Annotated in this window: 23 protein-coding genes; 12 read left to right on the top strand and 11 right to left on the bottom strand. The window is 67.9% G+C overall.

Annotated features, from left to right (window positions below):
* Positions 1–3 precede the first annotated feature (3 nt).
* Positions 4–717, top strand: a complete 714-nt coding sequence (locus SY91_RS10060; RefSeq protein WP_023477365.1) for an SDR family oxidoreductase — start codon at positions 4–6, stop codon at positions 715–717.
* A 74-nt stretch (positions 718–791) separates the two neighbouring features.
* On the opposite strand, the gene SY91_RS10055 is transcribed toward SY91_RS10060, so the two are convergent.
* Positions 792–1433: a CoA transferase subunit B gene (locus SY91_RS10055; protein ID WP_023477364.1), complete on the bottom strand. Its 642-nt coding sequence runs from the start codon at positions 1431–1433 to the stop codon at positions 792–794.
* A 1-nt stretch (position 1434) separates the two neighbouring features.
* Positions 1435–2139, bottom strand: coding sequence for a CoA transferase subunit A (locus tag SY91_RS10050; RefSeq protein WP_011545238.1), 705 nt, complete (start codon positions 2137–2139; stop codon positions 1435–1437).
* Positions 2140–2359: 220 nt separating this feature from the next.
* Here SY91_RS10050 and SY91_RS10045 point away from each other — a divergent pair, with 220 nt between their 5' ends.
* Positions 2360–2905 (top strand): LuxR C-terminal-related transcriptional regulator, encoded by a 546-nt coding sequence (locus tag SY91_RS10045; protein ID WP_012328362.1) that lies wholly within the window; start codon positions 2360–2362, stop codon positions 2903–2905.
* 117 nt (positions 2906–3022) lie between these two features.
* On the opposite strand, the gene SY91_RS10040 is transcribed toward SY91_RS10045, so the two are convergent.
* Both SY91_RS10040 and SY91_RS10035 read right to left on the bottom strand, forming a co-directional pair.
* Positions 3023–3463 (bottom strand): acyl-CoA thioesterase, encoded by a 441-nt coding sequence (locus tag SY91_RS10040; protein ID WP_011545237.1) that lies wholly within the window; start codon positions 3461–3463, stop codon positions 3023–3025.
* Positions 3464–3495: 32 nt separating this feature from the next.
* Positions 3496–4278: an SDR family oxidoreductase gene (locus SY91_RS10035; protein ID WP_011545236.1), complete on the bottom strand. Its 783-nt coding sequence runs from the start codon at positions 4276–4278 to the stop codon at positions 3496–3498.
* Positions 4279–4457: 179 nt separating this feature from the next.
* On the opposite strand from SY91_RS10035, the gene SY91_RS10030 reads away from it, so the two are divergent.
* Entirely contained in the window at positions 4458–6131 is a 1674-nt protein-coding gene (locus SY91_RS10030) for an electron transfer flavoprotein-ubiquinone oxidoreductase (RefSeq protein ID WP_027810268.1), read from the top strand.
* A 148-nt stretch (positions 6132–6279) separates the two neighbouring features.
* Here the strand turns inward: SY91_RS10030 and aroC are convergent, their stop codons facing one another.
* From aroC to SY91_RS10015, 3 genes are all read right to left on the bottom strand, one after another.
* A complete protein-coding gene (gene aroC / locus SY91_RS10025; protein WP_185920893.1) occupies positions 6280–7380 on the bottom strand; it encodes a chorismate synthase in 1101 nt (366 codons plus the stop codon).
* A gap of 289 nt (positions 7381–7669) precedes the next feature.
* A complete protein-coding gene (locus tag SY91_RS10020) occupies positions 7670–9604 on the bottom strand; it encodes an MFS transporter (protein ID WP_185920892.1) in 1935 nt (644 codons plus the stop codon).
* A gap of 139 nt (positions 9605–9743) precedes the next feature.
* Positions 9744–10199 (bottom strand): CBS domain-containing protein, encoded by a 456-nt coding sequence (locus SY91_RS10015; RefSeq protein ID WP_006488504.1) that lies wholly within the window; start codon positions 10197–10199, stop codon positions 9744–9746.
* 157 nt (positions 10200–10356) lie between these two features.
* Here SY91_RS10015 and SY91_RS10010 point away from each other — a divergent pair, with 157 nt between their 5' ends.
* On the top strand, positions 10357–10674 hold the full coding sequence (locus tag SY91_RS10010; protein WP_006476203.1) for an Mpo1-like protein: 318 nt from the start codon (positions 10357–10359) through the stop codon (positions 10672–10674).
* A 16-nt stretch (positions 10675–10690) separates the two neighbouring features.
* Here SY91_RS10010 and SY91_RS10005 read toward each other — a convergent pair whose 3' ends face one another.
* Positions 10691–12019, bottom strand: coding sequence for a YihY family inner membrane protein (locus SY91_RS10005; protein WP_124477979.1), 1329 nt, complete (start codon positions 12017–12019; stop codon positions 10691–10693).
* A 145-nt stretch (positions 12020–12164) separates the two neighbouring features.
* On the opposite strand from SY91_RS10005, the gene wrbA reads away from it, so the two are divergent.
* From wrbA to SY91_RS09985, 4 genes are read left to right on the top strand one after another with little or no spacing between them, the layout of a single operon-like run.
* Complete coding sequence (gene wrbA / locus SY91_RS10000; protein WP_006476205.1) at positions 12165–12785, top strand: NAD(P)H:quinone oxidoreductase; 621 nt, start codon at positions 12165–12167, stop codon at positions 12783–12785.
* Positions 12782–13174 (top strand): DUF2069 domain-containing protein, encoded by a 393-nt coding sequence (locus SY91_RS09995; RefSeq protein ID WP_074800057.1) that lies wholly within the window; start codon positions 12782–12784, stop codon positions 13172–13174. The genes wrbA and SY91_RS09995 overlap by 4 nt, the downstream gene beginning before the upstream one ends.
* 18 nt (positions 13175–13192) lie before the next feature.
* On the top strand, positions 13193–14614 hold the full coding sequence (locus SY91_RS09990; protein WP_053524007.1) for an FAD-binding oxidoreductase: 1422 nt from the start codon (positions 13193–13195) through the stop codon (positions 14612–14614).
* A 25-nt stretch (positions 14615–14639) separates the two neighbouring features.
* The gene (locus SY91_RS09985) at positions 14640–15470 is read left to right on the top strand and encodes a metallophosphoesterase (RefSeq protein ID WP_124477978.1); all 831 of its coding nucleotides are present in this window, start codon (positions 14640–14642) and stop codon (positions 15468–15470) included.
* Between the two features lie 58 nt (positions 15471–15528).
* Here SY91_RS09985 and SY91_RS09980 read toward each other — a convergent pair whose 3' ends face one another.
* Together SY91_RS09980 and SY91_RS09975 are read right to left on the bottom strand one after the other, a co-directional pair.
* Positions 15529–15681 (bottom strand): hypothetical protein, encoded by a 153-nt coding sequence (locus SY91_RS09980; RefSeq protein WP_006476208.1) that lies wholly within the window; start codon positions 15679–15681, stop codon positions 15529–15531.
* Positions 15682–15798: 117 nt separating this feature from the next.
* A complete protein-coding gene (locus tag SY91_RS09975) occupies positions 15799–16740 on the bottom strand; it encodes a LysR family transcriptional regulator (RefSeq protein ID WP_006485634.1) in 942 nt (313 codons plus the stop codon).
* Positions 16741–16897: 157 nt separating this feature from the next.
* Here SY91_RS09975 and SY91_RS09970 point away from each other — a divergent pair, with 157 nt between their 5' ends.
* The 4 genes from SY91_RS09970 to SY91_RS09955 are packed head-to-tail and all read left to right on the top strand — an operon-like array spanning position 16898 to position 21782.
* Entirely contained in the window at positions 16898–18475 is a 1578-nt protein-coding gene (locus tag SY91_RS09970; protein ID WP_185920891.1) for an efflux transporter outer membrane subunit, read from the top strand.
* A 14-nt stretch (positions 18476–18489) separates the two neighbouring features.
* Positions 18490–20694 (top strand): FUSC family protein, encoded by a 2205-nt coding sequence (locus SY91_RS09965; RefSeq protein WP_185920890.1) that lies wholly within the window; start codon positions 18490–18492, stop codon positions 20692–20694.
* Positions 20691–20894: a DUF1656 domain-containing protein gene (locus SY91_RS09960; protein ID WP_006476212.1), complete on the top strand. Its 204-nt coding sequence runs from the start codon at positions 20691–20693 to the stop codon at positions 20892–20894. Before SY91_RS09965 ends, SY91_RS09960 begins: the two co-directional genes overlap by 4 nt.
* 12 nt (positions 20895–20906) lie before the next feature.
* Positions 20907–21782 (top strand): HlyD family secretion protein, encoded by an 876-nt coding sequence (locus tag SY91_RS09955; RefSeq protein ID WP_006476213.1) that lies wholly within the window; start codon positions 20907–20909, stop codon positions 21780–21782.
* 21 nt (positions 21783–21803) lie between these two features.
* Here SY91_RS09955 and SY91_RS09950 read toward each other — a convergent pair whose 3' ends face one another.
* The gene (locus SY91_RS09950) at positions 21804–23477 is read right to left on the bottom strand and encodes a methyl-accepting chemotaxis protein (protein ID WP_185920889.1); all 1674 of its coding nucleotides are present in this window, start codon (positions 23475–23477) and stop codon (positions 21804–21806) included.
* Positions 23478–23533: the final 56 nt, after the last annotated feature.

The raw sequence follows: 23533 nt of genomic DNA, 5'->3' as shown, positions 1-23533 counted from the left end.
TTCATGGACGATCCGCTCCACGGAAAGACAGTACTCGTCGTCGGCGGCAGCTCCGGCATCGGCGCCGCTACCGCAGCAGCATTCGCGCGGCGCGGCGCGCGGGTGACGATCGCTTCGCGCGATCCACGCAGGTTCGACATCGACGCCCTGCCGGGCGCGCACGTGCGAACCGAAAAGCTCGACATCACCGATACGGCGGACGTCGATGCGTTCTGCGCACGCGCCGGCCAGTTCGACCACGTCGTGATTTCTGCCGCGAAGACGGCCACGGGCGCCGTCCGTGCGCTGCCGCTCGCCGACGCGCAGGCAGCGATGGACAGCAAGTTCTGGGGCGCCTACCGCATCGCCCGCGCGATCGATATCGCGCCCGGCGGCTCGCTGACGTTCGTGTCGGGCTACCTGAGCGTGCGGCCGAGCGCGTCGTCGGTGCTGCAAGGCGCGATCAACGCGGCGCTCGAAGCCCTCGCCCGCGGGCTGGCGCTCGAGCTGGCGCCGGTGCGCGTGAATACCGTGTCGCCCGGCCTGATCGCGACGCCGCTGTGGGACAAGCTTGCGCCCGACGCACGTGACGCGATGTACGCCGGCGCCGCCCAGCGGCTTCCCGCACGCAGGGTCGGCCAACCGGAGGATGTCGCGAATGCGATCCTGTATCTGGCGGCCACGCCTTATGCAACCGGTTCGACGGTACTGATCGACGGCGGCGGCGCGATTGCGTGACGCCTGCGCGCACGACAAAACGCCCGCGTTCCGTCAGGAACGCGGGCGTCAGGGATGACGCAACAGCGTGACGCTCAGGCCACGGCGCTGACGTCGAGCGGCGCGCCCGTCTTCGCCTGGATCTCGTCGGCGCTCACGCCGTCGGCCAGTTCGAGCACCTTCAACCCGGCCGGCGTCACTTCGATCACGCCGAGATCGGTGATGATCAGGTCGACCACGCCGACGCCCGTGAGCGGCAGGTTGCATTCGTCGAGGATCTTGTGCTGGTCGCCCTTCGCGACATGCTCCATCAGCACGACGACACGCCCCACCCCCGCGACGAGGTCCATCGCGCCGCCCATCCCCTTGATCATCTTGCCCGGGATCATCCAGTTCGCGAGGTCGCCCTGCTTGCTGACCTGCATCGCGCCGAGGATCGCGAGGTTGATATGGCCGCCGCGGATCATCGCGAACGAATCGGCCGACGAGAAGATCGACGAACCGGGCAGCGTCGTGACGGTCTGCTTGCCGGCGTTGATCAGATCGGCGTCGACTTCGTCCTCGGTCGGCGACGGGCCGATGCCGAGCAGGCCGTTCTCCGACTGCAGCCACACCTCGACGCCTTCCGGCACGTGGTTCGCGACGAGCGTCGGCAGGCCGATGCCGAGGTTCACGTAGAAGCCGTCCTGCAGTTCCTTCGCCGCGCGCGCGGCCATCTGGTCACGATTCCAGGCCATGTCAGTCTCCTTTCGCGCGTACGACGCGTTGTTCGATGCGTTTTTCGGGCGTCGCGTTCAGCACGATGCGCTGCACGAAGATCCCCGGCGTATGGACCTGATCCGGATCGAGCGTACCGTTCTCGACGATCTCCTCGACTTCGACCACGGTGATCTTGCCGGCCATCGCGCACATCGGGTTGAAGTTGCGCGCGGTGCGGCGATAGATCAGGTTGCCGGACTTGTCGGCCTTCCACGCCTTGACGAGCGCGACGTCGGCCGTCAGCGACGGTTCGAGCACGTAGTGGCGATCGCCGAACTGGCGCGTTTCCTTGCCTTCCGCGATCACGGTGCCGTAGCCGGTATTCGTGAAGAACGCGGGGATGCCCGCGCCGCCCGCGCGCAGCTTTTCGGCGAGCGTGCCCTGCGGCGTGAATTCGAGCTCGAGTTCGCCGGCCAGGTACTGGCGCTCGAACTCCTTGTTCTCGCCGACGTACGACGAGATCATTTTCTTGATCTGGCGCGTTTCCAGCAGCAGGCCGAGGCCGAACCCGTCGACGCCCGCGTTGTTGCTGATGCAGGTGATGCCCTTGACGGCCGAATCGCGCAACGCCGCGATCAACGCCTCGGGAATCCCGCACAGGCCGAAGCCGCCCACCGCGAAGGTCTGTCCGTCACGGACGATCCCCTCCAGCGCGGCAGCCGCGCTTGGATAGACTTTGTTCATCAGTTGTCCCTTCCTCTATGGAAACCAGCAAAACCGGTTCACGCGCCACGTGGCGCAAGCCCGCCGCACCATTCTATGCATGCGCGGCAATGCCTGCGTCGAAGCACGCTGTTTTTATGTCGCGACACACCGCCGCGAGATGCCTGAAAGGGTACGATGCGGCGCGGATGCGGCACAATACGCAAAAATACATAAGCATTTCCCTCCGCCTGCCTGCGCCATGCCCGATCTCGATTACCAGACCGCCTTCCACCTCGCGCCGCTCGGCCTCGTGCTGTCGCGCGACCGCGTGATCGAGGACTGCAACGACGCGCTCGCGTCGATCTTCCGCTGCGCGCGGGCCGACCTGATCGGGAAATCGTACGCGGTGCTCTACCCGTCGACGGACGAATTCCAGCGAATCGGCGAGCGCATCGCACGCGTGATGGTCGCGAACGGCGTCTACTCGGATGACAGAATCATGAAGCGCGCGGACGGCGAACTGTTCTGGTGCCACGTGACGGGCCGCGCGCTCGACCGCACGGCGCCGCTCGCGGCGGGCGTCTGGACCTTCGAGGATTTGAGCGCGACGCGCCGCGTCGCGGTCGAGCTGACCCCGCGCGAGCGCGAGATTGCCGCCCAGCTCGCGACCGGCAAGACCAGCAAGCAGATCGGGCGCGTACTCGACATCAGTTCGCGCACGGTCGACATCTACCGCGCCCGGCTGATGCGCAAATACGGGACGAACAATACGCCGGAGCTGCTGCAGCGCCTGCTCGGGCAGTGAGCGCGCATTGCGTCGCAGCGCTCGAATGACGATCGGCTGCACGCGGCGGCCGACCGGGGGAAACAACGGGCACGGCGCGCCACCGGCGACCCGGTGCCGGCCTGCCGGTATGCACGCTCAACCGACTTTCGCCGCGAGCGCGCGCTCGATCGTGTCGCGCAGCAGGGGCGGCAGCGGCACCGACTTGCCGAGCGCGTAGTCGACCCACACGCAGCGCGCGTTGCCGCGTGCGTAGACATGCTGCGGATCGTCCGCGCGCGTGAGCTCGAACCCGGTATCGAAACTGCTTCGGCCAGGCTTCGCGGCCGACATCCTCGCGATCACGTCGCCCGGATAGTGCAGCTGCTTGAGGAATTCCATCGACGCGGTGACGATGACGGGCCCCTGCCCCTCGCCGTTGCCGCCGGCAATGCCGAGTTGCTCGAACCACGAGATCCGCGCCTGCTCCATGTAGCGGAAATAGACCGTGTTGTTCACATGGCCGAACGCGTCCATGTCGCCCCAGCGGATCGGCATCGACATCTCAAAAACGGGGGAGTAATCGCTTGTTGCGCTCATTGCAGTCTTCTTTGTTGCTGAATGTCATCCGCTCAGGCGAGGCCGAAGCCGTCGTCCGCGGAGATGATCGAGCCATTGATGAACTGCGACTCGTCGGCCGCGAGCAGCAACAACAGCCCGTCGAGATCCTGCGGCTTGCCGACACGCCGGCGCGGCAGCATCGACTGCAGCTTCTGGCCCTGCTCGGTTTCCCACAGGTAATGATTGATTTCGGTATCGATATAGCCCGGGCAGATCGCGTTCACGTTGATCCCGTGACGGCCCCACTCCAGCGCCATCGCGCGCGTCATCTGCACGACCGCGGCCTTGCTCATCGCGTACAGCCCGATTTGCGGGAACACGCGCAGCCCGGCCACCGACGCGATGTTGATGATCCGGCATGGCGGCTTGCCGTTGCCGCCGCCGTTCGCGCGCATGATCATCCGCTTCGCGACTTCCTGCGCGACGAAAAATGCGCCGCGCGTGTTCGTATCGAACACGAACTCGAAATCCGCCGGCGTCACGTCGACGAGCTTCTGCATCGTCGACACGCCCGAATTGTTCACCAGGATATCAATCGTGCCGGCTTCCGTCTCCGCATGCGCGACGGCCGCCTTGATGCTCTGGACATCGGTCACGTCGAGCGACACGACGTGCGCGGCGCCACCCGCCGCCTCGATCTCCGCGCGCAGCTCCTTCAGGCGCTCGACGCGGCGGCTCGCGAGCACGACCTTCGCGCCGGCTTGCGACAGTACCTGCGCAAAACGCTGCCCGAGGCCGCTCGACGCGCCCGTCACCAGCGCAACCTTGCCTTCCAGATTGATCGATCGACCCATTTGACCATCCCCTTTCGATGTCGTTTCGCCAGCCCCGGCGGCACAGCCCGGGCGGCATTACCCTAGCACAAAAAATAGAACGATCGTGCTAATCTACCTGCATGTTGTTGCGGCAAGCGTTTCGTTTCGCAGACAATACGCTCCCGAATAAAAGCATTCTAACGGTTAGAGGAACGCCAATGACCCCCGCAAGCCTCATCGAGCAATACGGCCCGCGCGAATCGATGGAATACGACGTCGTGATCGTTGGCGGCGGCCCGGCCGGGCTGTCTGCCGCGATCCGGCTCAAGCAGCTGGCCGCCGAGAAAGGCACCGAGATCGGCGTGTGCGTGCTCGAGAAGGGTTCCGAGATCGGCGCGCACATCCTGTCGGGCGCGGTGATGGACCCGCGCGCGATCACCGAGCTGTTTCCCGACTGGAAGGAACGCGGCGCGCCGCTCGACGTCGAGGTGACGGAAGACCGCTTCCTGTTCCTGTCCGAGAAGAGCGCGGTGACCACGCCGAACTGGGCGCTGCCGGACAACTTCAAGAATCACGGCAACTACGTGATCTCGCTGGGCAACGTCACGCGCTGGCTTGGGGCACAGGCCGAGGCGCTGGGCGTCGAGATCTTCCCCGGCTTCCCCGCCGCGGAAATTCTTTACAACGACGACGGCTCGGTCAAAGGCGTCGCCACCGGCAACATGGGCGTGGGCAAGGACGGCGAGCCGACCGAGAACTTCCAGCTCGGCATGGAGCTGCATGCGAAGTACACGCTATTCGCCGAAGGCTGCCGCGGCCATCTGGGCCGCCAGCTGATCTCGAAGTTCAAGCTCGACGCGAACGCCGATCCGCAGGCGTACGGGATCGGCATCAAGGAACTGTGGGAAATCGACCCGGCCAAGCACAAGCCGGGCCTCGTGATCCACACGGCCGGCTGGCCGCTGAAGTCCGATACGTACGGCGGCTCATTCTTGTATCACATGGACAACAACCAGGTGGTGGTCGGCTTCGTGGTGGGCCTGGGCTACACGAACCCGTACCTGTCGCCGTTCGAGGAATTCCAGCGCTACAAGACGCATCCGTCGATCCGCGCGTTCCTCGAAGGCGGCAAGCGCGTGTCGTACGGCGCACGCGCGATCACGGCCGGCGGCCTGCTGTCGCTGCCGAAGACGGTGTTCCCGGGCGGCGCGCTGATCGGCGACGACGCGGGCTTCCTGAACGCGTCGCGGATCAAGGGCAGCCACGCGGCGATCAAGACCGGCATGCTCGCGGCGGACGCCGCATTCGACGCGGTGCAGGCCGGCCGCCAGTCGGACGAGCTCAATGCGTACCCGGACGCGTTCAAGCAATCGTGGCTGTACACGGAGCTGTACCGCGCGCGCAACTTCAAACAGTGGATGGCCAAGGGCCTGTACCTGGGCACGCTGATGGTGGGGCTCGAGCAGAAGGTGATGGGCGGCAACGTGCCGTGGACGCTGCATCACCAGCACGCGGACCACGAGATGCTGAAACCGGCGTCGCAGTGCGAGCCGATCGCGTATCCGAAGCCGGACGGCAAGCTGACGTTCGACCGGCTGTCGTCGGTGTTCATCTCGAACACGAACCATGAGGAGAACCAGCCGGCGCACCTGACGCTGAAGGACGCGAGCGTGCCGGTGAACGTGAACCTGCGCACGTACGCGGGGCCGGAGGCGCGCTTCTGCCCGGCGGCGGTGTACGAGTTCGTGAAGAACGACGACGGCGGCGAGCGCCTCGTGATCAACGCGCAGAACTGCGTGCACTGCAAGACCTGCGACATCAAGGACCCGACGCAGAACATCGTGTGGGTCACGCCGGAAGGCGGCGGCGGGCCGAATTACCCGAACATGTAACCTGCCGGAACGCGCCGCCACGAGCGGCGCGTTTTGCGTCGGTCACTGCGAACCGCCATAAACGAAACGGGGCGCTGCATCACGCAGCGCCCCGCTTGCATTCATCGTTCGACGGCCAAGGCGACACGCTGCGCCCCGGCCGCCTCTATCAGGTCGCGCTGCCGGCGATCTTCGGCGTCGACGTCTCGACGTCGCCGCACTGCGCGCGATGGCGCAGCGCATGGTCGATCAGCACCAGCGCGAGCATCGATTCGGCGATCGGCGTCGCGCGAATGCCGACGCACGGATCGTGGCGGCCGAAGGTTTCGACCGTCGCCTCGTCGCCGCTCTTCGTGATCGAGCGGCGCGGCGTGCGGATGCTCGACGTCGGCTTGATCGCGATCGACACGGTGATGTCCTGCCCCGTCGAAATCCCGCCGAGCACGCCGCCCGCGTGGTTGCCGACGAAGCCGGCCGGCGTCAGTTCGTCGCCGTGCACCGAGCCGCGCTGCGCGACGCTGTCGAAGCCCGCGCCGATCTCGACGCCCTTCACCGCGTTGATGCTCATCATCGCCTTCGCGATATCGGCATCGAGCCGGTCGAATACCGGCTCGCCCCAGCCGACCGGCACGCCCGACGCGACGACGTCGATGCGCGCGCCGATCGAATCGCCCTCCTTGCGCAGCGCGTCCATGTACGCTTCGAGCTCCGGCACGACGGCCGCATTCGGCGAGAAGAACGGATTCTCGTGCACGTGCGACCAGTCGACGAACGGCACGTCGATTTCGCCGAGGCCGCTCATGTAGCCGCGCACCTCGACCCCGAAGCGCTCGCGCAGCCACTTCTTCGCGACCGCACCGGCGCCGACGATCGGCGCGGTCAGGCGCGCGGACGAGCGACCGCCGCCGCGGTAGTCGCGGATACCGTATTTCTGCCAGTAGGTGTAGTCGGCGTGGCCGGGACGGAACGTCTCGACGATGTTGCCGTAGTCCTTGCTGCGCTGGTCGGTGTTGCGGATCAGCAGCGCGATCGGCGTGCCGGTCGTCACGCCTTCGAACACGCCCGACAGGATCTCGACCTCGTCGGCCTCCTGCCGTTGCGTCACGTGCCGCGACGTGCCCGGCTTGCGGCGATCGAGTTCGATCTGGATATCGGCTTCGGTCAGCCCCATCCCCGGCGGGCAGCCGTCGATCACGCAGCCGATCGCGGGACCGTGCGATTCGCCGAAGGTCGTGACAGTGAAAAGCGTGCCGAGGGTATTGCCGGACATGATGGAACCGCCCAAAAGAGAAATGGGCAAACCGATGCGCTGCCGGGGTCGCAGGCAGGCCGATCGTTTGCCGGTCGAGAAAAAGAGGTAAACCGCTATTATGCCAGCCGTCCCGGGCCCGCGGGCCGCGTGAACCGTTCAGACCACACGGGCCGGCGCGGATAAGGGCAGAGGCAACGCGGTACGGCGATCGCAGGCCCTCGGCGTTACGCGCGGGAGCCGCCGAACCGCGGCCCCCATCCCGGCCCGGCGCGCGGATCGATCATTCCGCGCCGAGCTCGGCGCCCGCCTACTTCCGCGCGCCGCGCAGTTCGGTCACCGCCGCCTGCAACGCCTCGGGCGTCGCCACCGAAGCGGGGATCGGCTCGCCGACCGCGAGCGTCAGCCGGCTCATCACGCCGCGCTTGATCGGCCGTGGCATCCGCGCATCGGAATGCCGCGAAAAATAGCTGCCCCACAGCCCGCGCAGCGCCATCGGGATCACCGGCGCCGGCGTGCGGCGCAGGATCTCGGTGATACCGTGGTGGAACGTGTTGATGTCGCCCGTCTTCGTCAGCTTGCCCTCGGGGAAGATACACACGAGCTCGCCGTCCTTCAGCGCGGCCTCGCAGAGGTCGTACGCACGCGCGAGCATCGCGGGATCCTCGTGGCGCGGTGCGATCGGGATCGCCTTCGCATGCCGGAATACCCAGCTCGCGAAACGCGTCTTGAAGATCCGGTGATCCATCACGAAACGAATCGGGCGCGGGCTCGCGGCGGCCAGCACGAGCGCATCGACGTAGCTGACGTGATTGCACACGAGCACCGCCGCCCCTTCCGCCGGAATCCGCTCCGCGTGCACGAGGCGAATCCGGTAGAAGGTATGCACGAGCACCCACGCGACGAAGCGCAGCAGGAACTCGGGCACGAGCAGGTAGATATACGTCGCGACCACGACGTTCAGCAGCGCGGTGACGAGGAACAGCCCCGGGATGTCGACACCGGCCTTGGTCAGCCCCATCGCCATCACGGCCGACAGGATCATGAACAGCGCGTTCAGGATGTTGTTCGCGGCGATGATCCGTGCGCGGTGCGTCGGCGCGCTGCGGCTCTGGATCAGCGCGTACAGCGGCACGCTGTAGAAGCCGCCGAACATCGCGAGCAGGAACAGGTCGGCGAGGATGCGCCAGTGGCGCGCACCGGCCAGGAATTCGCCGACCGACAGCAGATGGCCGGGCGACGGCAGCGCATGGCTCGCGAAATACAGCTCGATCGCGAACACGCTGATGCCGATCGAACCGAGCGGCACGAGGCCGATCTCGACGCGCCGCTGCGACAGCCGCTCGCACAGCAGCGAGCCGAGGCCGATGCCGACCGAGAACGTCGCGAGCAGGATCGTGACGACGTCGGGGCTCGCGGACAGCACGTCCTTCGCGAAATTGAAGAACGACGTGAGGAAGGTCGCGCCGACGAACCACAGCCACGAAATGCCGAGCAGGCTCAGGAACACCGTGCGGTTCTGGCGCGCGAGGCCGAGGTTGCGCCAGGTTTCGCTGACCGGGTTCCAGTTGATCACGAGGTCAGGCTGCGGCGCAGGTGTCGGCGGCACGCGCTGCGCGACGAGCCGCCCGGCCAGCGCGATGACGACGACGCTCACCGCAAGCACGCGCTCGCCGCTGCCTTCGATGCCGGCCGCCGCGCCGCCGATGATCGTGCCGATCAGGATCGCGATGAACGTGCCCATCTCGACGAGCCCGTTGCCGCCGACCAGCTCATGTTCGCCGAGATGCTGCGGCAGGTACGAATACTTGACGGGCCCGAACAGCGTCGAGTGCATCCCCATCATGAACGTGCACAGATACAGCAGCGTCGCGCTGTGCGTGACGAAGCCGGCCGCGCCGACCAGCATCAGCACGATCTCGAACGATTTCACGAAGCGCGTGAGGGTCGCCTTGTCGTATTTGTCGGCGATCTGGCCGGAGGTGGCCGAGAACAGCACGAACGGCAGGATGAAGATCGCGGAAATCAGGAACGCGGCCGTCTTCGCATCGACGCCCGAGAACCGCGCGGTGTGATACGTGACGAGCGACGTGAAACCGATCTTGAAGACGTTGTCGTTCAGCGCGCCGAGAAACTGGGTCGTGAAGAACGGCGCGAAGCGGCGCTCGCGCAGCAGGTCGAACTGCGATGCGTGGGCGCGACGTTCGTCGCGCTGCCCCGAAGTGGCTTGCGTGTGATCGCTCATGCGGAATACGCGCGCATCGTCTGGGCGATGCTGCGCGGGCCTCGTGTTGTCGTTGAAAAAACGGCGGCGCAGGACATGCCTGCGCCGCCGCGTGCCGGATGGCGGCGCCCATGCATCGACGTGCCGGGCGCGGCGCGATTCACGGCTTGTGCGCTTCGGCTTCCGATTCCGGCCAGTCGCGGATGTACGCCTTCAGCATCCGGTTCTCGAAGCTCTGCGCCTCGACGACCGTCTTCGCGACGTCGTAGAACGAAATGACGCCCATCAGCACCTTCTTGTCGAGCACCGGCATGTAGCGTGCGTGACGCTCGAGCATCATTCGGCGCACTTCGTTGACGTCCGTTTCAGGCGTGCACGTGAGCGGCTCGTCCATCACCTTGCGCACCTGCACGTCGCCGATCGCGCCGCCGTTCACGTGCAGGCGCAGGATGATCTCGCGAAACGTCAGCATCCCGACGAGATCGCCGTACTCCATCACGACGAGCGAACCGATGTCGTGTTCGGCCATCGTATCGACCGCTTCGCGCAGCGGCTTATCGGGCGTCACCGTAAACAGCGTGTTGCCCTTCACTTTCAGAATATCGCTGACGCGCATCGTAGTCCCCTCATGCTTGAATGCAAAATCTCTTTCGATCCTATCGGAAAGCCTGTCAAAAGGAAAGCACGGGCCGGCGCGGCGGCCCGCCACCGCTTGCGGACACGGGCCGCCGGCCGCACAATGGCCCCATGAACAGCGGCCCGAGGAGACGGCCATGGCGCATACGCATACGGAGCAATTCGCCAGCTTCGCTGACTTCTACCCGTATTACCTGAACGAGCACCAGAACCTGACGTCGCGGCGGCTGCACTTCATCGGCTCGCTCGGCGTGATCGGCTGCGTCGCGATGGCGGTCGCGACCGGCCACTGGCTGTGGCTGCCGGCGGCGGTCGTCTGCGGCTACGGGTTCGCGTGGGTCGGACACTTCTTCTTCGAGAAGAACCGCCCGGCCACGTTCCGGCACCCGATCTACAGCCTGATGGGCGACTGGGTGATGTTCAAGGACATCTGCACCGGCAAGATCCCGCTGTAGCCGGCGGGCCGCGCCTTTAGGCAGGCCGCGGCGGCTGCGCGTGCGCGTCGGCCACGCCCGGCGCCGGTGCGGCGCTGCCGGCCGGCTGCCCTCCCGCGAGCCGGTGCGCGGCGATCAGCGATGCGAGCGTCACGTCGAACCGGTCGTTCGACAGCACGTCGAGCAGCGCAGCCCCGTCGACGTGGCTGCGGCGTCGCTGGAGTTGGTAGGTCAGCTCGGTGCGATCGATCACCAGCACGTCGAACAGTTGCGCGAGCGTCAACTGCGCCGGATTCGCGAGCAGGATGTAGCGCGGCGTGGTTTCCCCTCCGCCGTCGAGCCGGGCGACCCATTCCCGCTCCTCCATCGTCGTCAGCAATCGCTGCGCGGTTTCCATGTCGCAGCGCAGCATCGTCGCGAGCCGCAGCGCCGTATAGCCGCGCTTGCCGGCTGCACGCGCTTCGGCCAGCCGCGCGAGCAGCTCGAGCGCGTCGAGCAGATCGCTGCCCGGATAGTGGATGCGGTGGAACTGGCCGACGCGAATCGCCGGCAGCGCCGATGCCACCATCGCGCCCAGCAGCGCGATGAACCAGCTCAAATACACCCACAGCAGGAACACCGGCAGCGCCGCGAACGCGCCGTACACCGCCGTATAGGTCGGAATGCGCCGCACGTAGTAGCCGAAGCCGCGCTTCGCGAGCTCGAACGCGATGGCCGCGAACAGCCCGCCGATCACCGCGTCGCGCCATGCGACCGTGCAGTTCGGCAGGTACACGTACAGCAGCGTGAACGCGAGCACCGTCAACGGCAGCGATGCGAGCGCGAGCAGCCACTCCACCATCGACGTGGACGGCCCCGCGCCGGTGAACGCGAGCGATTGCGTGAACAGGTACGACGAGATCGACAGGCTCACGCCGAACAGCAAGGGCCCGAGCGTGATCAGTGCCCAGTACGCGAGCACGCGCTGTGCGAACGGCCGCGGCTTGCGCACGCGCCAGATCAGGTTGAACGCCGATTCGATCGTCATCATGGTCATCACCGACGTGACGACGAGCACGATCAGGCCCGCCGTGGTCAGCCCCTTGGCCTTCGACGCGAACTGGTTCAGGTACTTGAAGATCTGGATGTTGAACTGCGCGGGCATCAGGTGATCCGCGAGGAACCCCTGCAGCGAGATCTGGAACGACGCGAACATCGGGAACGCGGTGAACAGCGCGAACGCGACCGTCAGGAGCGGCACGAGCGCCAGCAGCGTCGTGAAGGTCAGGCTGCCCGCCACTTGCGGGATGCGATCCTCGGCGCTGCGCCGGGCCGCGAACTGCGCGAGGCGCTTGATGGTGACGAGATCCACGCTCAACTTCGGCAAACGGCTTCTCCTTCTCGATGCTGCGCGCGTCACGGCGCGCCGCCGCCGCGCAGCGCGACGGCTTCAGCCCCTATAATAGCCGCTCGATTCCAGCAGGGGCCGACTGCACCGGGCACGCGCGCGGCCGCACGCGGCTCCGTCGCCCATGAAAGACATCCTCGTCCTCTATTACAGCCGTCACGGCGCCACGCGCGATCTCGCGCTCGCGATCGCGAACGGCATCGACAGCGTGCCGGGCATGCAGGCCCGCATCCGCACCGTGCCGCCCGTGTCGGCCGTCTGCGAAGCCACCGCCCCCGACATCCCGGCCGACGGCCCGCCCTACGCGGAACTGCGCGACCTCGAGGAATGCGCGGGCCTCGCGCTCGGTTCGCCGACCCGCTTCGGCAACATGGCCGCGTCGCTCAAGTATTTCCTCGACGGCACGACGCCGCAATGGCTGTCGGGCGCGCTCACCGGCAAGCCGGCGAGCGTGTTCACGTCGACGGGCAGCCTGCACGGCGGCCAGGAGTCGACGCTGTTGTCGATGATGCTGCCGCTGCTGCATCACGGGATGATGATCGTCGGAATCCCGTACACCGAATCCGCCCTCAGCACGACGCGTACCGGCGGCACGCCGTACGGCGCGTCGCACGTCGCGCAGCACGACCGCTCGGCGCCCGCCGGGCTGTCGGCGGACGAGAAGGCGCTCGCGGCCGCGCTCGGCGTACGGCTCGCACGCGCTGCCGCAGCCCTCGCCAGCGCCCAGGCCGCCGAGGCCGCATGAACGCCCCCGCCCGCCCCGCCATCGCGGCCCGGCCGCGCTACGCGCTGGCCGCCGCCGCGTGTCTCGTCGCGCTGATCGCGCTGTCGCTCGCGTGGGAGCTGTGGCTCGCGCCGCTGCGCCCGGGCGGCTCCGCGCTGATGCTCAAGGCCGTGCCGCTCGCGCTCGCGCTGCCCGGCGTCTGGCGGCGTAACATCTATACGATGCAGTGGGCGAGCATGCTGATCCTCGTCTATCTCGCCGAAGGCATCGTGCGCGGCATGTCCGATCGCGGGCTGTCCGCGACGCTCGGCTGGTGCGAGACCGCGCTTGCCGTCGGCTTCTTCGTGGCGGCGCTGGCTTACGTCGCGCCGTTCAAGCGCGCGGCGAAAAAACCGCGCGCCACGTCCTGACCCTTACGCGACAAGGTGATGATGTCCTCCGAAGCTTTCGTTTCCGCGTGCCGCGACGCGATCGGCGCCGATCACGTCCTGACCGATCCGCACGATACCGAACCGTTCCTGACCGACTGGCGCCGCCGCTACCAGGGCGCGGCGTGCGCGGTGCTGAGGCCCGCGAACACGGCCGAAGTCGCCGCGCTCGTGAAGCTCGCCAACGCGCACGGCGTCGCGCTCGTGCCGCAGGGCGGCAACACGGGCCTCGCCGGCGGCGCGACGCCCGATGCGAGCGGCAGCCAGGCCGTGCTGAGCCTGGCGCGCCTGAACCGCGTGCGCGCGCTCGATCCGCACAACAACACGATCACCGTCGAAGCCGGCGTGATCCTCGCCGACGTGCAGGCGCGCGCTCGCGAAGGCGGCCGGCTGTTCGCGCTGAGCCTCGCGGCGGAAGGCAGCTGCACGATCGGCGGCAACCTGTCGACCAATGCGGGCGGCACCGCGGTGCTGCGCTACGGCAACGCGCGCGAGCTGTGCCTCGGGCTCGAGGTCGTGACGCCGCAGGGCGAGATCTGGGACGGGCTGCGCGGACTGCGCAAGGACAACACCGGCTACGACCTGCGCGACCTGTTCATCGGCGCCGAAGGCACGCTCGGGATCATCACGGCGGCCGTGATGAAGCTGCATCCGCTGCCGGCCGCGCAGGTCACGGCGCTGGCCGCACTCGAATCGCCGCACGCGGCGCTCGATTTCCTCGCGCTCGCGCAGCGCGCGGCCGGGCCGCTGCTGACCGGCTTCGAGCTGATGTCGGATTTCTGCATGCAGCTGGTCGGCAAGCACTATCCGCAACTGCGCTACCCGTTCGCGCAGACGCATGCGCAAACGGTGCTGCTGGAGCTGTCCGACAACGAAAGCGAAGCGCATGCGCGCGCGCTGTTCGAGAAGCTGATGGAAGACGCGTTCGAGGCCGGGCTCGTGGTCGACGCGGTGGTGGCGGAGAACCTCGCGCAATCGCGCGCGTTCTGGGACCTGCGCGAGCACATCCCGCTCGCGCAGGCCGACGAAGGGCTCAACATCAAGCACGACATCGCGGTGCCGATCTCGTCGATCGCACGCTTCATCGACGAGACCGACGCGGCGATCCAGCAGGCCGCGCCGGGCGCGCGCATGGTCACGTTCGGCCACCTCGGCGACGGCAACCTGCACTACAACGTGCAGACGCCCGAAGGCGGCGATCCGAAAGCGTTCCTCGCGGAATTCCAGAAGCCGATCAACCGGATCGTCTACGACAACGTGCACCGCCATCACGGCACGATCAGCGCGGAGCACGGCATCGGCCAACTGAAGATCGACGACGCGCAACGCTACAAGTCGCCGGTCGAAACCACGCTGATGCGCACGCTGAAGACCGCGCTCGACCCGCGCGGCCTGATGAATCCCGGCAAGGTCCTGCGCTGACGCCGCCCACTCAGGAGCCAAGCCCGTGAAAGTCCGCGTCCTGTCCGACCTGCATCTCGAAAACAACCTGCCCGACGCGATCCCGCATGCCGACGCGGATCTCGTCGTGCTGGCCGGCGACATCCACAATCACGCGGAAGGCCTGCGCTGGGCCGCCGAGACGTTCGACCCGGCGGTGCCGGTGGTCTACGTGCCGGGCAACCACGAGTACTACGACGGGGAATTCGGCGCGCTGGAAACGGCGATGCGCGACGCGGCGCATGCGCTCGACAACGTGCATTACCTGAACAACGGCGTCTACGTCGATCCCGCCCAACGCTTTCGCGTGCTGGGCACGACGCTCTGGGCGGATTTTTCGCTGTTCGGCGGGGACGAAGCCAGCGTCGCGCGCACGATCGACGCCGCGCTGCGCGTGATGCTCGATTTCAAGGGACTGATCCAGGTGACGTGGCCGCACGATGCGGCCCTGCATGCGGCAGCGGGCGTGTCGGAACGGGATTTCGCGCCGGCCGACGCGATCGCGCTGCACCGGCGCGGCCGTGCATGGCTGGAAACGCAGCTGGCGGCGCCGTTCGCGGGCAAGACGATCGTCGTCACCCATCATGCGCCGCACCGGCGCTCGCTGGCGGAACGCTATGCGGAGGATCTGGCGTCGGCGGGGTTCGTCACGGACATGGCGGAACTGGTGCGGCCGCCGGTGGATCTGTGGCTGCACGGCCACACGCATACGTCATTCGACTACGTGGCGGACGGCGGCACGCGCGTGGTGTGCAATCCGCGCGGCTACCTTCACCGGCGCACCGGCGAATGGGAAAACCCCGCGTTCGCGTGGGACAAGGTCGTCGAGCTCGGCTGAGCGCCGGCCCGGGCAGCCGCGTGGCGCGGCGTTGCCCGTCTGAAGCGTGACGGCAGGATCAGCGGCCGGGGCGGCGCGGCTCGCGCACGCGGACCGGCACGGGCTTCATCTGCGCCTTCGCCTTCATCGCACGCAGCAGGTCGCGGGTCGCCGCCGCGGCGGCAGCCGCGCCCAGCAAGACGCCAAGGCCGATCATCAGGTGCGTATCCATCGCTACTCCGGTGTGGTGTATCTCGTTAATTCCAACAGTATCAAACTGTCTGACACACGTTCGTAAAAAAATGTTGCGTGAAGGACAAATCTCGTCAGATGGCGGCCGACCGCGCGGTCATGTCGCACGCGTGTACTGTTCGAGCGCCGCTTCGTCGGCTTCGAGCGTGAGCGGCAGCTCTTCGCGCAGGAAATCGACCCAGGTCCGGATTTTGGCGTCGAGGTACTGGCGCGACGGATACAGCGCATAGATGTTCATCACGTGCGACCGGTACTCGGGCATCACGCGCACGATGTGCCCGCTGCGCAGCCAGCCGATCGCCGAATAGAGCGGCAGCCCGCCGACCCCCATCCCCTCCCGCACGGCCACCGCGAGCGCCTCCGCGACGTTCACGCGGAACGGCGGCGCCGTGATCGGCACGACCTCGTCGCCGTTCGGCCCCGCCAGCGCCCACTCGTCGAAGTGAAAGCCCGGCGCGACCATCCCGAGGCACACGTGCTGCGCGAGATCGGCCGGCCGCTGCGGCACGCCGTGCGACTCGACATAGCCCGGCGATGCGCACACGACGCTGTAGCTCTCGCCGAGCCGCTGCGACACGAGCCCCGAATCGGGCAGATCGCGGCCGACGACGATCGCGACGTCGTAGCCCTCGTCGAGCAGGTCGGGCATCCGCTGCGCGAGCGTCAGCTCGACGTGCACGTCCGGATAGCGCTCGCGATAGCGCGCAATGGCCGGCACCAGATAGTGCTGGCCGAGGCTCGTGAAGCAATGGACCTTCAGCTTGCCGGACGGACGCGCGTGCGCGTCGCCCGCCTCGGCTTCGGCCTGGTCGACGTAAGCGAGGATCTGTTCGCAGCGCTGCAGATAGCGCTCGCCCGCCTCGGTCAGCGCGATCCGGCGCGTCGTGCGGTTCAGGAGACGCGTGCGCAGGTGGGCCTCGAGATCCGAGACCGCGCGCGACGCGTAGGCGGTGGTCGAATTCATCTGCTGGGCGGCCGCGGTAAAGCTTCCCGCGTCCACCACGCGGACGAATACCCGCATGTTTTGTAGCGTATCCATCCCATTACCCGTTTGAATCCGGAGGGATTGTTGCACAGGGTCCAACAAATATTATCTCAGGATTCGTAAAAATGACTTGCACCGTTGTCCGTTTATTCAGGAATCACTGAAAAATATAATCGCCTCCGACTCATCTATATCCGAAAGGGAGAAAATCGTGCAGTCTCCGGCGACAAAAGGGACGCTCGCACTGGCGGTTCTTGCAGTCTCATTAATAATGGCCGGTTGCGCGAGCATGGGCGACAACACAACCCAGTCCACTCGCATCGAAGCGGACGCACTCGACGCCGGCGCGGCCATCCGCGCGGCCGACCGAGACGCGGGCTGGCCCGCCGCCGACTGGTGGCGCGCGTACCGCGATCCGCAGCTCGATGCATGGATCGCCGCCGCCCAGGCCGGCAACCCGACCCTCGCGGCCGCCGAGGCCCGCGTGCGCGAAGCGCAGGCGATGGCGCGCGTCGCCCGCTCGGCCGAACTGCCGCAGATCAACGGCAACCTGTCGCTGATGCGCCAGCACTGGCCGGACAACGTGTACTACGGCCCGGGGCCGCTCGCGAACGCCGATACCTGGAACAATACCGGCTCGCTCGGCCTGTCGTACCACCTCGATCTGTGGGGCAAGGACAAGAACGCGACCGAGCGGGCGCTCGACACCGCGCATGCGACCGCCGCCGACGCGCGCGCGGCGAAGCTCGAACTCGAAGTCAACGTGGTGCGCGCGTATGTCGGCATGTCGATGAACTACGCGCTGCTGGACCTCGCGCACGAGACGTTCGAACGCCAGCGCTCGCTCGCCGATCTCGCGCGCAAGCGGCTGCAGGCCGGCCTCGGCACGCAGCTCGACGTGAGCCAGGCGGAATCGACGCTGCCGGACTACGAGCGCCAGATCGACAGCTACGAAGAGGCGATCCAGCTCGCGCGCCACCAGCTCGCCGCACTGGCCGGCAAGGGCCCCGGCGCCGGCGACACCATCAAGCGGCCGCAGCTTGCGCTCGATGCGCCGGCCGGCCTGCCGTCGGCGATGCCGGCCGACCTGCTCGGCCGCCGCCCCGACGTCGTCGCGGCGCGCTGGACGGTCGACGCGCAGGCGCGCGGCATCGACGTCGCGAAGGCGTCGTTCTACCCGAACATCGACCTGCTCGCGACGGTCGGCGGCTTCGGCGTGACCGCGCCGTTCACCGACTTCCTGCGCGCGATGAACGGCGGCTGGACGGCCGGCCCCGCGCTGTCGCTGCCGATCTTCGAAGGCGGTCGGCTGCGGGCGCAGCTCGGCGCCGCGAACGCCGGCTACGACCAGGCGGTCGAGCGCTACAACCAGACGATCGTCGGCGCGCTCAAGGACATCGCCGACCAGGTCGTGCGAATCCGCTCGCTCGATACGCAGAAGAAGGACGCCGCGCGCTCGGTGGCGGCCAACAATCGCAGCTATCAACTGTCGCGCGAAGGCTTCCGCCGCGGGCTGACCGATTACGTGAACGTGCTGGTCGCGCAGCAGCAACTGCTGCGCGCGCAGGAGACGGCCGCCCGCATCGACGCGGAACGCCTCGCCGCGCACGCGCAGCTGATGGCCGCGCTCGGAGGTGGAGTCGAGACGGGCAGCGACGTGCCGAAGGACGAAGCTGCCGCCGCGGTTGCCGCGCCCGCCGCCGCATCGGGCACGAAGCCCGCGGCAGCCGTCGCCCGGCCCGCGGAAGTCGCTACCACCGGCGCGTCCGGCGTGCCGGCCGCACGGTAACGCGGAGCGTCGCCATGTCAGCCTCCTCCCCCGCTTCAACGCCCGCCGGCGGCCCGTTCGCGGCCTGGTATGCCGCATTCGGCGACTGGGCCCGCACCGACGGCGCCGCGTGGCTCTATCTGTTCAAGGCGCTGCTCGCCGCGTTCATCGCGACCGGCGTGTCGATGCGGCTCGACCTGCCCGCGCCGAAAACAGCGATGACGACGGTGTTCATCGTGATGCAGCCGCAAAGCGGCGCGGTGCTCGCGAAAAGCTTCTATCGCGTCGCCGGCACGATCTTCGGATTGATCGCGACGCTCACCTTCGTCGGGCTGTTCCCGCAGCAGCCGCAGCTGTTCCTGCTGGCGGTCGCGCTGTGGGTCGCCCTGTGCACGGCCGGCGCCGCGCGCAACCGCAACTTCCGCAGCTACGGCTTCCTGCTGGCCGGCTACACGACCGCGCTGATCGGGCTGCCCGCGTCGCAACACCCGGACGGTGCGTTCATGAGCGCGATGACGCGCGTGGCCGAAATCATGGTCGGGATCGTGTCGGCCGGCGTGGTCAGCGCCCTCGTGTTTCCGCGGACCACCGGCGAGCAGATGCGCACGACAGTACGCAAGCGCTTCGGCAGCTTCGTCGACTACGTCGCGGCGGCGCTGTCGGGCCAGCTCGACCGCGCGCATATCGAAACCATTCACACGCGCTTCGTCGCCGACGTGGTCGGGTTCGAGGCCGCGCGCAGCATGGCCGTGTTCGAGGACCCGGACACGCGGATGCGCAGCGGCCGCCTTGCGCGGCTGAACAGCGAGTTCATGAGCGCGTCGAGCCGCTTCCATGCGCTGCACCAGTTGATGAACCGGCTGCATGCGGCCGGCGCGCAGGCCGCGATCGACGCGATCGAGCCGTACTTTCGCGAGATCGCCCCGCTGCTGCTGACGCCGGCCGGCGAACCGGTGCGCACGTCGGCCGATGCCGGCCACGCGGCCACGCAACTGCTCGCGTGGCGCGACGCGCTGCCGCGCCGCATCCGCGCGACGCGCGCGGCGCTCGAAACGCAGCCGGACTTTCCGCTGCTCGACTTCGATACGGCCGCCGAACTGCTGTACCGCTTCATCACCGACCTGCACGAATACGCGGCCACCTACGCGTCGCTGTCGAGCGCGACGCACGAACGCGAACGCTGGATCGAGCGCTACGAGCCGCGCACCAATGCAACGGCGATGGTGATCGCGGCGATTCGCACCGCGACCGTGATCCTCGTGCTCGGCTGGTTCTGGATCGAGACCGCGTGGCCGAGCGGCGTGACGATGACACTGACGGCGGCGGCCACCTGCGCGCTCGCGTCGTCGACGCCGCGCCCCACCGCGATGTCCGCGCAGATGGGCATGGGCACGGCGCTCGCCGTCTGCACGGGCTTCCTGCTGACGTTCGGCATCTATCCGCACATCGACGGCTTCCCGCTGCTGTGCGTCGCGCTGGCGCCGCTGCTCGCGATCGGCATCTTCATGACGCTGAAGCCGAAGCTCGCCGGCTACGGGATGGGCTACCTGATCTTCTTCAGCTTCCTCGCCGGCCCGGACAACATCACGCACTACGATCCGACCAGCTTCATGAACGATTCGCTCGCGCTCGTGCTGGCGATGCTGGCGTCGGCGATCGCGTTCGCGGTGCTGTTCCCGCCGACCGCGCCGTGGCACAAGAAGCGGCTGGTCGCGGACTTGCGCCACCAGGCCGTCGCGGCCGGCCACGCGCGGCTCGCGGGGTTGCGCACGCGCTTCGAAAGCGGCGCGCGCGACCTGATGTACCAGGCGCACACGCTGTCGGCCGACCAGCCCGACGTGCAGCGCGACGCGCTGCGCTGGATGTTCGCGGTGCTCGAAACCGGCAACGCGACGATCGACCTGCGTCACGAGCTCGCGACGCTGCCGGCCGACCCGCGCTATGCGCCGGCGATGCCGTGGCGGCGCGCGATCGACACGATGCGCACCGCGCTGTCGGCGTTGTTCACCCGGCCGAGCGCCGCGCGTTTCGACGCGACGCTCGTCGCGACCAATGCGGCGATCGACGCGACCCGGCAAACGCTCGATGCGGTCGAGCCGTCGCGCGACGAGCGCCACCGGCTGCAGCGCATCCTGAGCCACCTGCATTTCGTGCGGACCGCGCTGCTCGACCCGGAATCGCCGCTCGAGCCGCTCAACCGCAACCGCCCCGTGCATCCCCAACCAGGAGCCTCGTCATGATGCCGCGTGAAATCGCCATTCTCGATGCCTACATGCCGACGGTGGTGCTGATGTTCGTCCTCGGCGCGATCGCGACCTGGGCTGTCGACCGCCTGCTCGCCTATACGGGCCTCTACCGTCTCGTCTGGCACCCGTCGCTGTTCCGGGCCTGCCTTCTCGTCTGCATTTGCGGCGGACTGAGTCTTGCCGTTTACCGTTGATTCCGAACCATCATGATTCTCAGAAAACTCTTCGGCTTCGTCGCGACCGCCGTCATCCTTCTCGTCGCGATCCTGATCGGGCGCTCGCTGTGGGTGCACTACATGGATGATCCGTGGACGCGCGACGGGCGCGTGCGCGCCGAGATCGTCAACGTCGCGCCGGACGTGTCGGGCGCGATCGTCGAGCTGCCCGTGCATGACAACCAGCTCGTGAAGAAAGGCGACCTGATCATGCAGATCGACCCGTCGCACTACCAGATCGCGGTCGAGCAGGCGCAGGCGGCAGTGGCCGCCCGCCGCGCGGAACTGCAGATGCGCCGCGACGACGCGGCCCGCCGTGCGGACCTCGATGCGCTCGTCGTGTCGAAGGAAAACCGCGAGAACGCCGCGCACAGCGCGTCGAGCGCCGACGCGCAGTATCAGCAGGCGCTCGCCGCGCTCGACGCCGCGAAGCTCAACCTCGAGCGCACGCGCGTCGTCGCGCCGGTCGACGGCTACATCACGAACCTGCAGACCTTCAAGGGCAACTATGCGGTGGCCGGCCAGGCAAAGCTCGCGATCGTCGACAGCCACTCGTTCTGGGTCTACGGCTACTTCGAGGAAACCAAGCTGCCGCGCGTGAAGATCGGCGCACCGGCCGAAATGCGACTGATGAGCGGCGGCGTGATGAAGGGCCACGTGGAAAGCATCTCGCGCGGTATCTACGATCGCGACAACCCGCAAAGCCGCGACCTCGTTGCCGACGTGAACCCGACCTTCAACTGGGTGCGCCTCGCGCAGCGCGTGCCGGTGCGCATCAAGATCGACGAAGTGCCGGCCGACGTGGTGCTGTCGGCGGGCACGACCTGCACGGTCATCATCGATCCCGACAAGCAGAAGAAGTCGTAATCGCCGGGGCGTGCCGCATGCTCAGTGCGCGATGCGGAAACGCCCGACCAGCGCCTTCAGCGCCTGAGCCTGCTCGTCGAGCGCGTTCGCGGCAGCGGCTGCCTGTTCGACGAGCGCCGCGTTCTGCTGGGTGCCGGCATCCATCTGCGTGACCGCGCGGCCGATCTCGTCGATCCCCGCGCTCTGCTCGTCCGACGCCGCCGAAATCTCGCCGATGATGTCGGTCACGCGCTTGACCGCGCGCACCACGTCGCCCATCGTGCGGCCCGCGTCGTGCGCGAGCGCCGCGCCGTTGGCCACGCGCTCGACCGACGCGCCGATCAGTTCCCGAATCTCCTTGGCCGCGGTCGCCGAGCGCTGTGCGAGCAGCCGCACCTCACCGGCGACCACCGAGAAGCCGCGCCCCTGCTCGCCGGCGCGCGCGGCCTCGACCGCCGCGTTCAACGCGAGAATGTTGGTCTGGAACGCGATCCCCTCGATCGTGCCGATGATGTCGCGAATGTTCTTCGCGCTGTCGTCGATCTCGCTCATCGTCGCGACCACGCGCCCGACGACCTCCCCGCCCGTCTCCGCGACCGCCGATGCATTGGCCGCGAGCGTGCTCGCCTGCCGCGCGTTCTCGGCGTTCTGCCGCACGGTCGACGTGAGCTGCTCCATGCTGGCCGCAGTGCGCTCGAGTGCGACGGCCTGCTGCTCGGTGCGCCGCGACAGGTCGAGGTTGCCGGTCGAGATTTCGCCGGACGCGGCCGCGATGGCCTCGGCGCTCACCGCGATCTCGCCCACGGTGGCCGCGAGCCCCGTCTGCATCTCGGCCAGCGCGCGCACCATGCTGTCGCGGTCGTGGCGGGCGAGCGTGATCGGCCGCGTCAGGTCGCCGCGCGCGATGTCCGCGGCAATCTCCTTCGCGAGCGCGGGCTCGCCGCCGAGCTGCGACGCGAGGCGCCGCACGACGCGCTCGGCGATCACGACGGCCAGCACGATCAGCGCGGCCGTCATCGCCGCGATCATCGCGAACGACGACGAAAAAATGGTGGCGGACGCATCGAGTGTCGCCTTCGACTTCTCGCCACGCGTCTTCACGAGTTCGGCGACGAGTTTTTCGAGCTTGCCGGTTTCGACCAGCAGCGACACGTCCTGCGTGCCGACCTGCCAGTTCATCTGCGACAAGTCGAGCGGCTGGGCGCGCACCAGCGTGACGAAATCGCGCAGATGCGTGCTCCACGCGCCGACCGCCGTCGAGAAGGCGCGCAGCCGCGCCGAATCGCCGGCATCGGCCGGATCGGCATAGCGCTGCAGCGTGGCGAGCGCCTGGCCGATCGACGCGAGCCCCGCGCTCACCTCGGCGCCGAGTTCGTCGCGCTCCTTCGCGGTGGTCGCGGTCAGCAGCATTTTCTGCGCGCGGCTCGCGCGCAACACCTCGGCCCGCACCTCCGCCGCCGCGCGGCTCGCGACGTGGCCCTGCTCGTAGACCGACGCGATCGACGCGTTCAGCCGGCTGATCTGCCACAGCGAGAACACGCCGATCGCGAGCGTGCCGACCAGCAGGATCGCGAACGCGGCGCGCAACGTCGCCTTGACGGTCCACGGCCGACCCGTACGACGCGCCGCGCGCGTGCGCCGAGCGGCGCGGCCGGCGGCAACGGCGGGTGCGGCGGCGGCCGCACCGGGCTGTGGATGCAAAGATGCTGCTTTCATCGAACTATCCCCGTATGGATCACGCTGCCGGAAAGGTCGGTCCCGGCGGTCCCGCG

This window comes from Burkholderia cenocepacia (genome assembly GCF_014211915.1).
Taxonomy (GTDB): Bacteria; Pseudomonadota; Gammaproteobacteria; order Burkholderiales; family Burkholderiaceae; genus Burkholderia; species Burkholderia orbicola.
The sequence above is the reverse complement of the archived record's forward strand: the minus strand, read 5'-3'. Positions and strand labels throughout refer to the sequence as shown.

Bases quoted from the DNA above. Each gene is read 5' to 3' on its own strand.
- SY91_RS10060 (WP_023477365.1), top strand. From the start codon at position 4: ATGGACGATCCGCTCCACGGAAAGACAGTACTCGTCGTCGGCGGCAGC.
- SY91_RS10055 (WP_023477364.1), bottom strand. From the start codon at position 1,433: ATGGCCTGGAATCGTGACCAGATGGCCGCGCGCGCGGCGAAGGAACTG.
- SY91_RS10050 (WP_011545238.1), bottom strand. From the start codon at position 2,139: ATGAACAAAGTCTATCCAAGCGCGGCTGCCGCGCTGGAGGGGATCGTC.
- SY91_RS10045 (WP_012328362.1), top strand. From the start codon at position 2,360: ATGCCCGATCTCGATTACCAGACCGCCTTCCACCTCGCGCCGCTCGGC.
- SY91_RS10040 (WP_011545237.1), bottom strand. From the start codon at position 3,463: ATGAGCGCAACAAGCGATTACTCCCCCGTTTTTGAGATGTCGATGCCG.
- SY91_RS10035 (WP_011545236.1), bottom strand. From the start codon at position 4,278: ATGGGTCGATCGATCAATCTGGAAGGCAAGGTTGCGCTGGTGACGGGC.
- SY91_RS10030 (WP_027810268.1), top strand. From the start codon at position 4,458: ATGACCCCCGCAAGCCTCATCGAGCAATACGGCCCGCGCGAATCGATG.
- aroC (WP_185920893.1), bottom strand. From the start codon at position 7,380: ATGTCCGGCAATACCCTCGGCACGCTTTTCACTGTCACGACCTTCGGC.
- SY91_RS10020 (WP_185920892.1), bottom strand. From the start codon at position 9,604: ATGAGCGATCACACGCAAGCCACTTCGGGGCAGCGCGACGAACGTCGC.
- SY91_RS10015 (WP_006488504.1), bottom strand. From the start codon at position 10,199: ATGCGCGTCAGCGATATTCTGAAAGTGAAGGGCAACACGCTGTTTACG.
- SY91_RS10010 (WP_006476203.1), top strand. From the start codon at position 10,357: ATGGCGCATACGCATACGGAGCAATTCGCCAGCTTCGCTGACTTCTAC.
- wrbA (WP_006476205.1), top strand. From the start codon at position 12,165: ATGAAAGACATCCTCGTCCTCTATTACAGCCGTCACGGCGCCACGCGC.
- SY91_RS09995 (WP_074800057.1), top strand. From the start codon at position 12,782: ATGAACGCCCCCGCCCGCCCCGCCATCGCGGCCCGGCCGCGCTACGCG.
- SY91_RS09990 (WP_053524007.1), top strand. From the start codon at position 13,193: ATGATGTCCTCCGAAGCTTTCGTTTCCGCGTGCCGCGACGCGATCGGC.
- SY91_RS09980 (WP_006476208.1), bottom strand. From the start codon at position 15,681: ATGGATACGCACCTGATGATCGGCCTTGGCGTCTTGCTGGGCGCGGCT.
- SY91_RS09975 (WP_006485634.1), bottom strand. From the start codon at position 16,740: ATGGATACGCTACAAAACATGCGGGTATTCGTCCGCGTGGTGGACGCG.
- SY91_RS09965 (WP_185920890.1), top strand. From the start codon at position 18,490: ATGTCAGCCTCCTCCCCCGCTTCAACGCCCGCCGGCGGCCCGTTCGCG.
- SY91_RS09960 (WP_006476212.1), top strand. From the start codon at position 20,691: ATGATGCCGCGTGAAATCGCCATTCTCGATGCCTACATGCCGACGGTG.
- SY91_RS09955 (WP_006476213.1), top strand. From the start codon at position 20,907: ATGATTCTCAGAAAACTCTTCGGCTTCGTCGCGACCGCCGTCATCCTT.
- SY91_RS09950 (WP_185920889.1), bottom strand. From the start codon at position 23,477: ATGAAAGCAGCATCTTTGCATCCACAGCCCGGTGCGGCCGCCGCCGCA.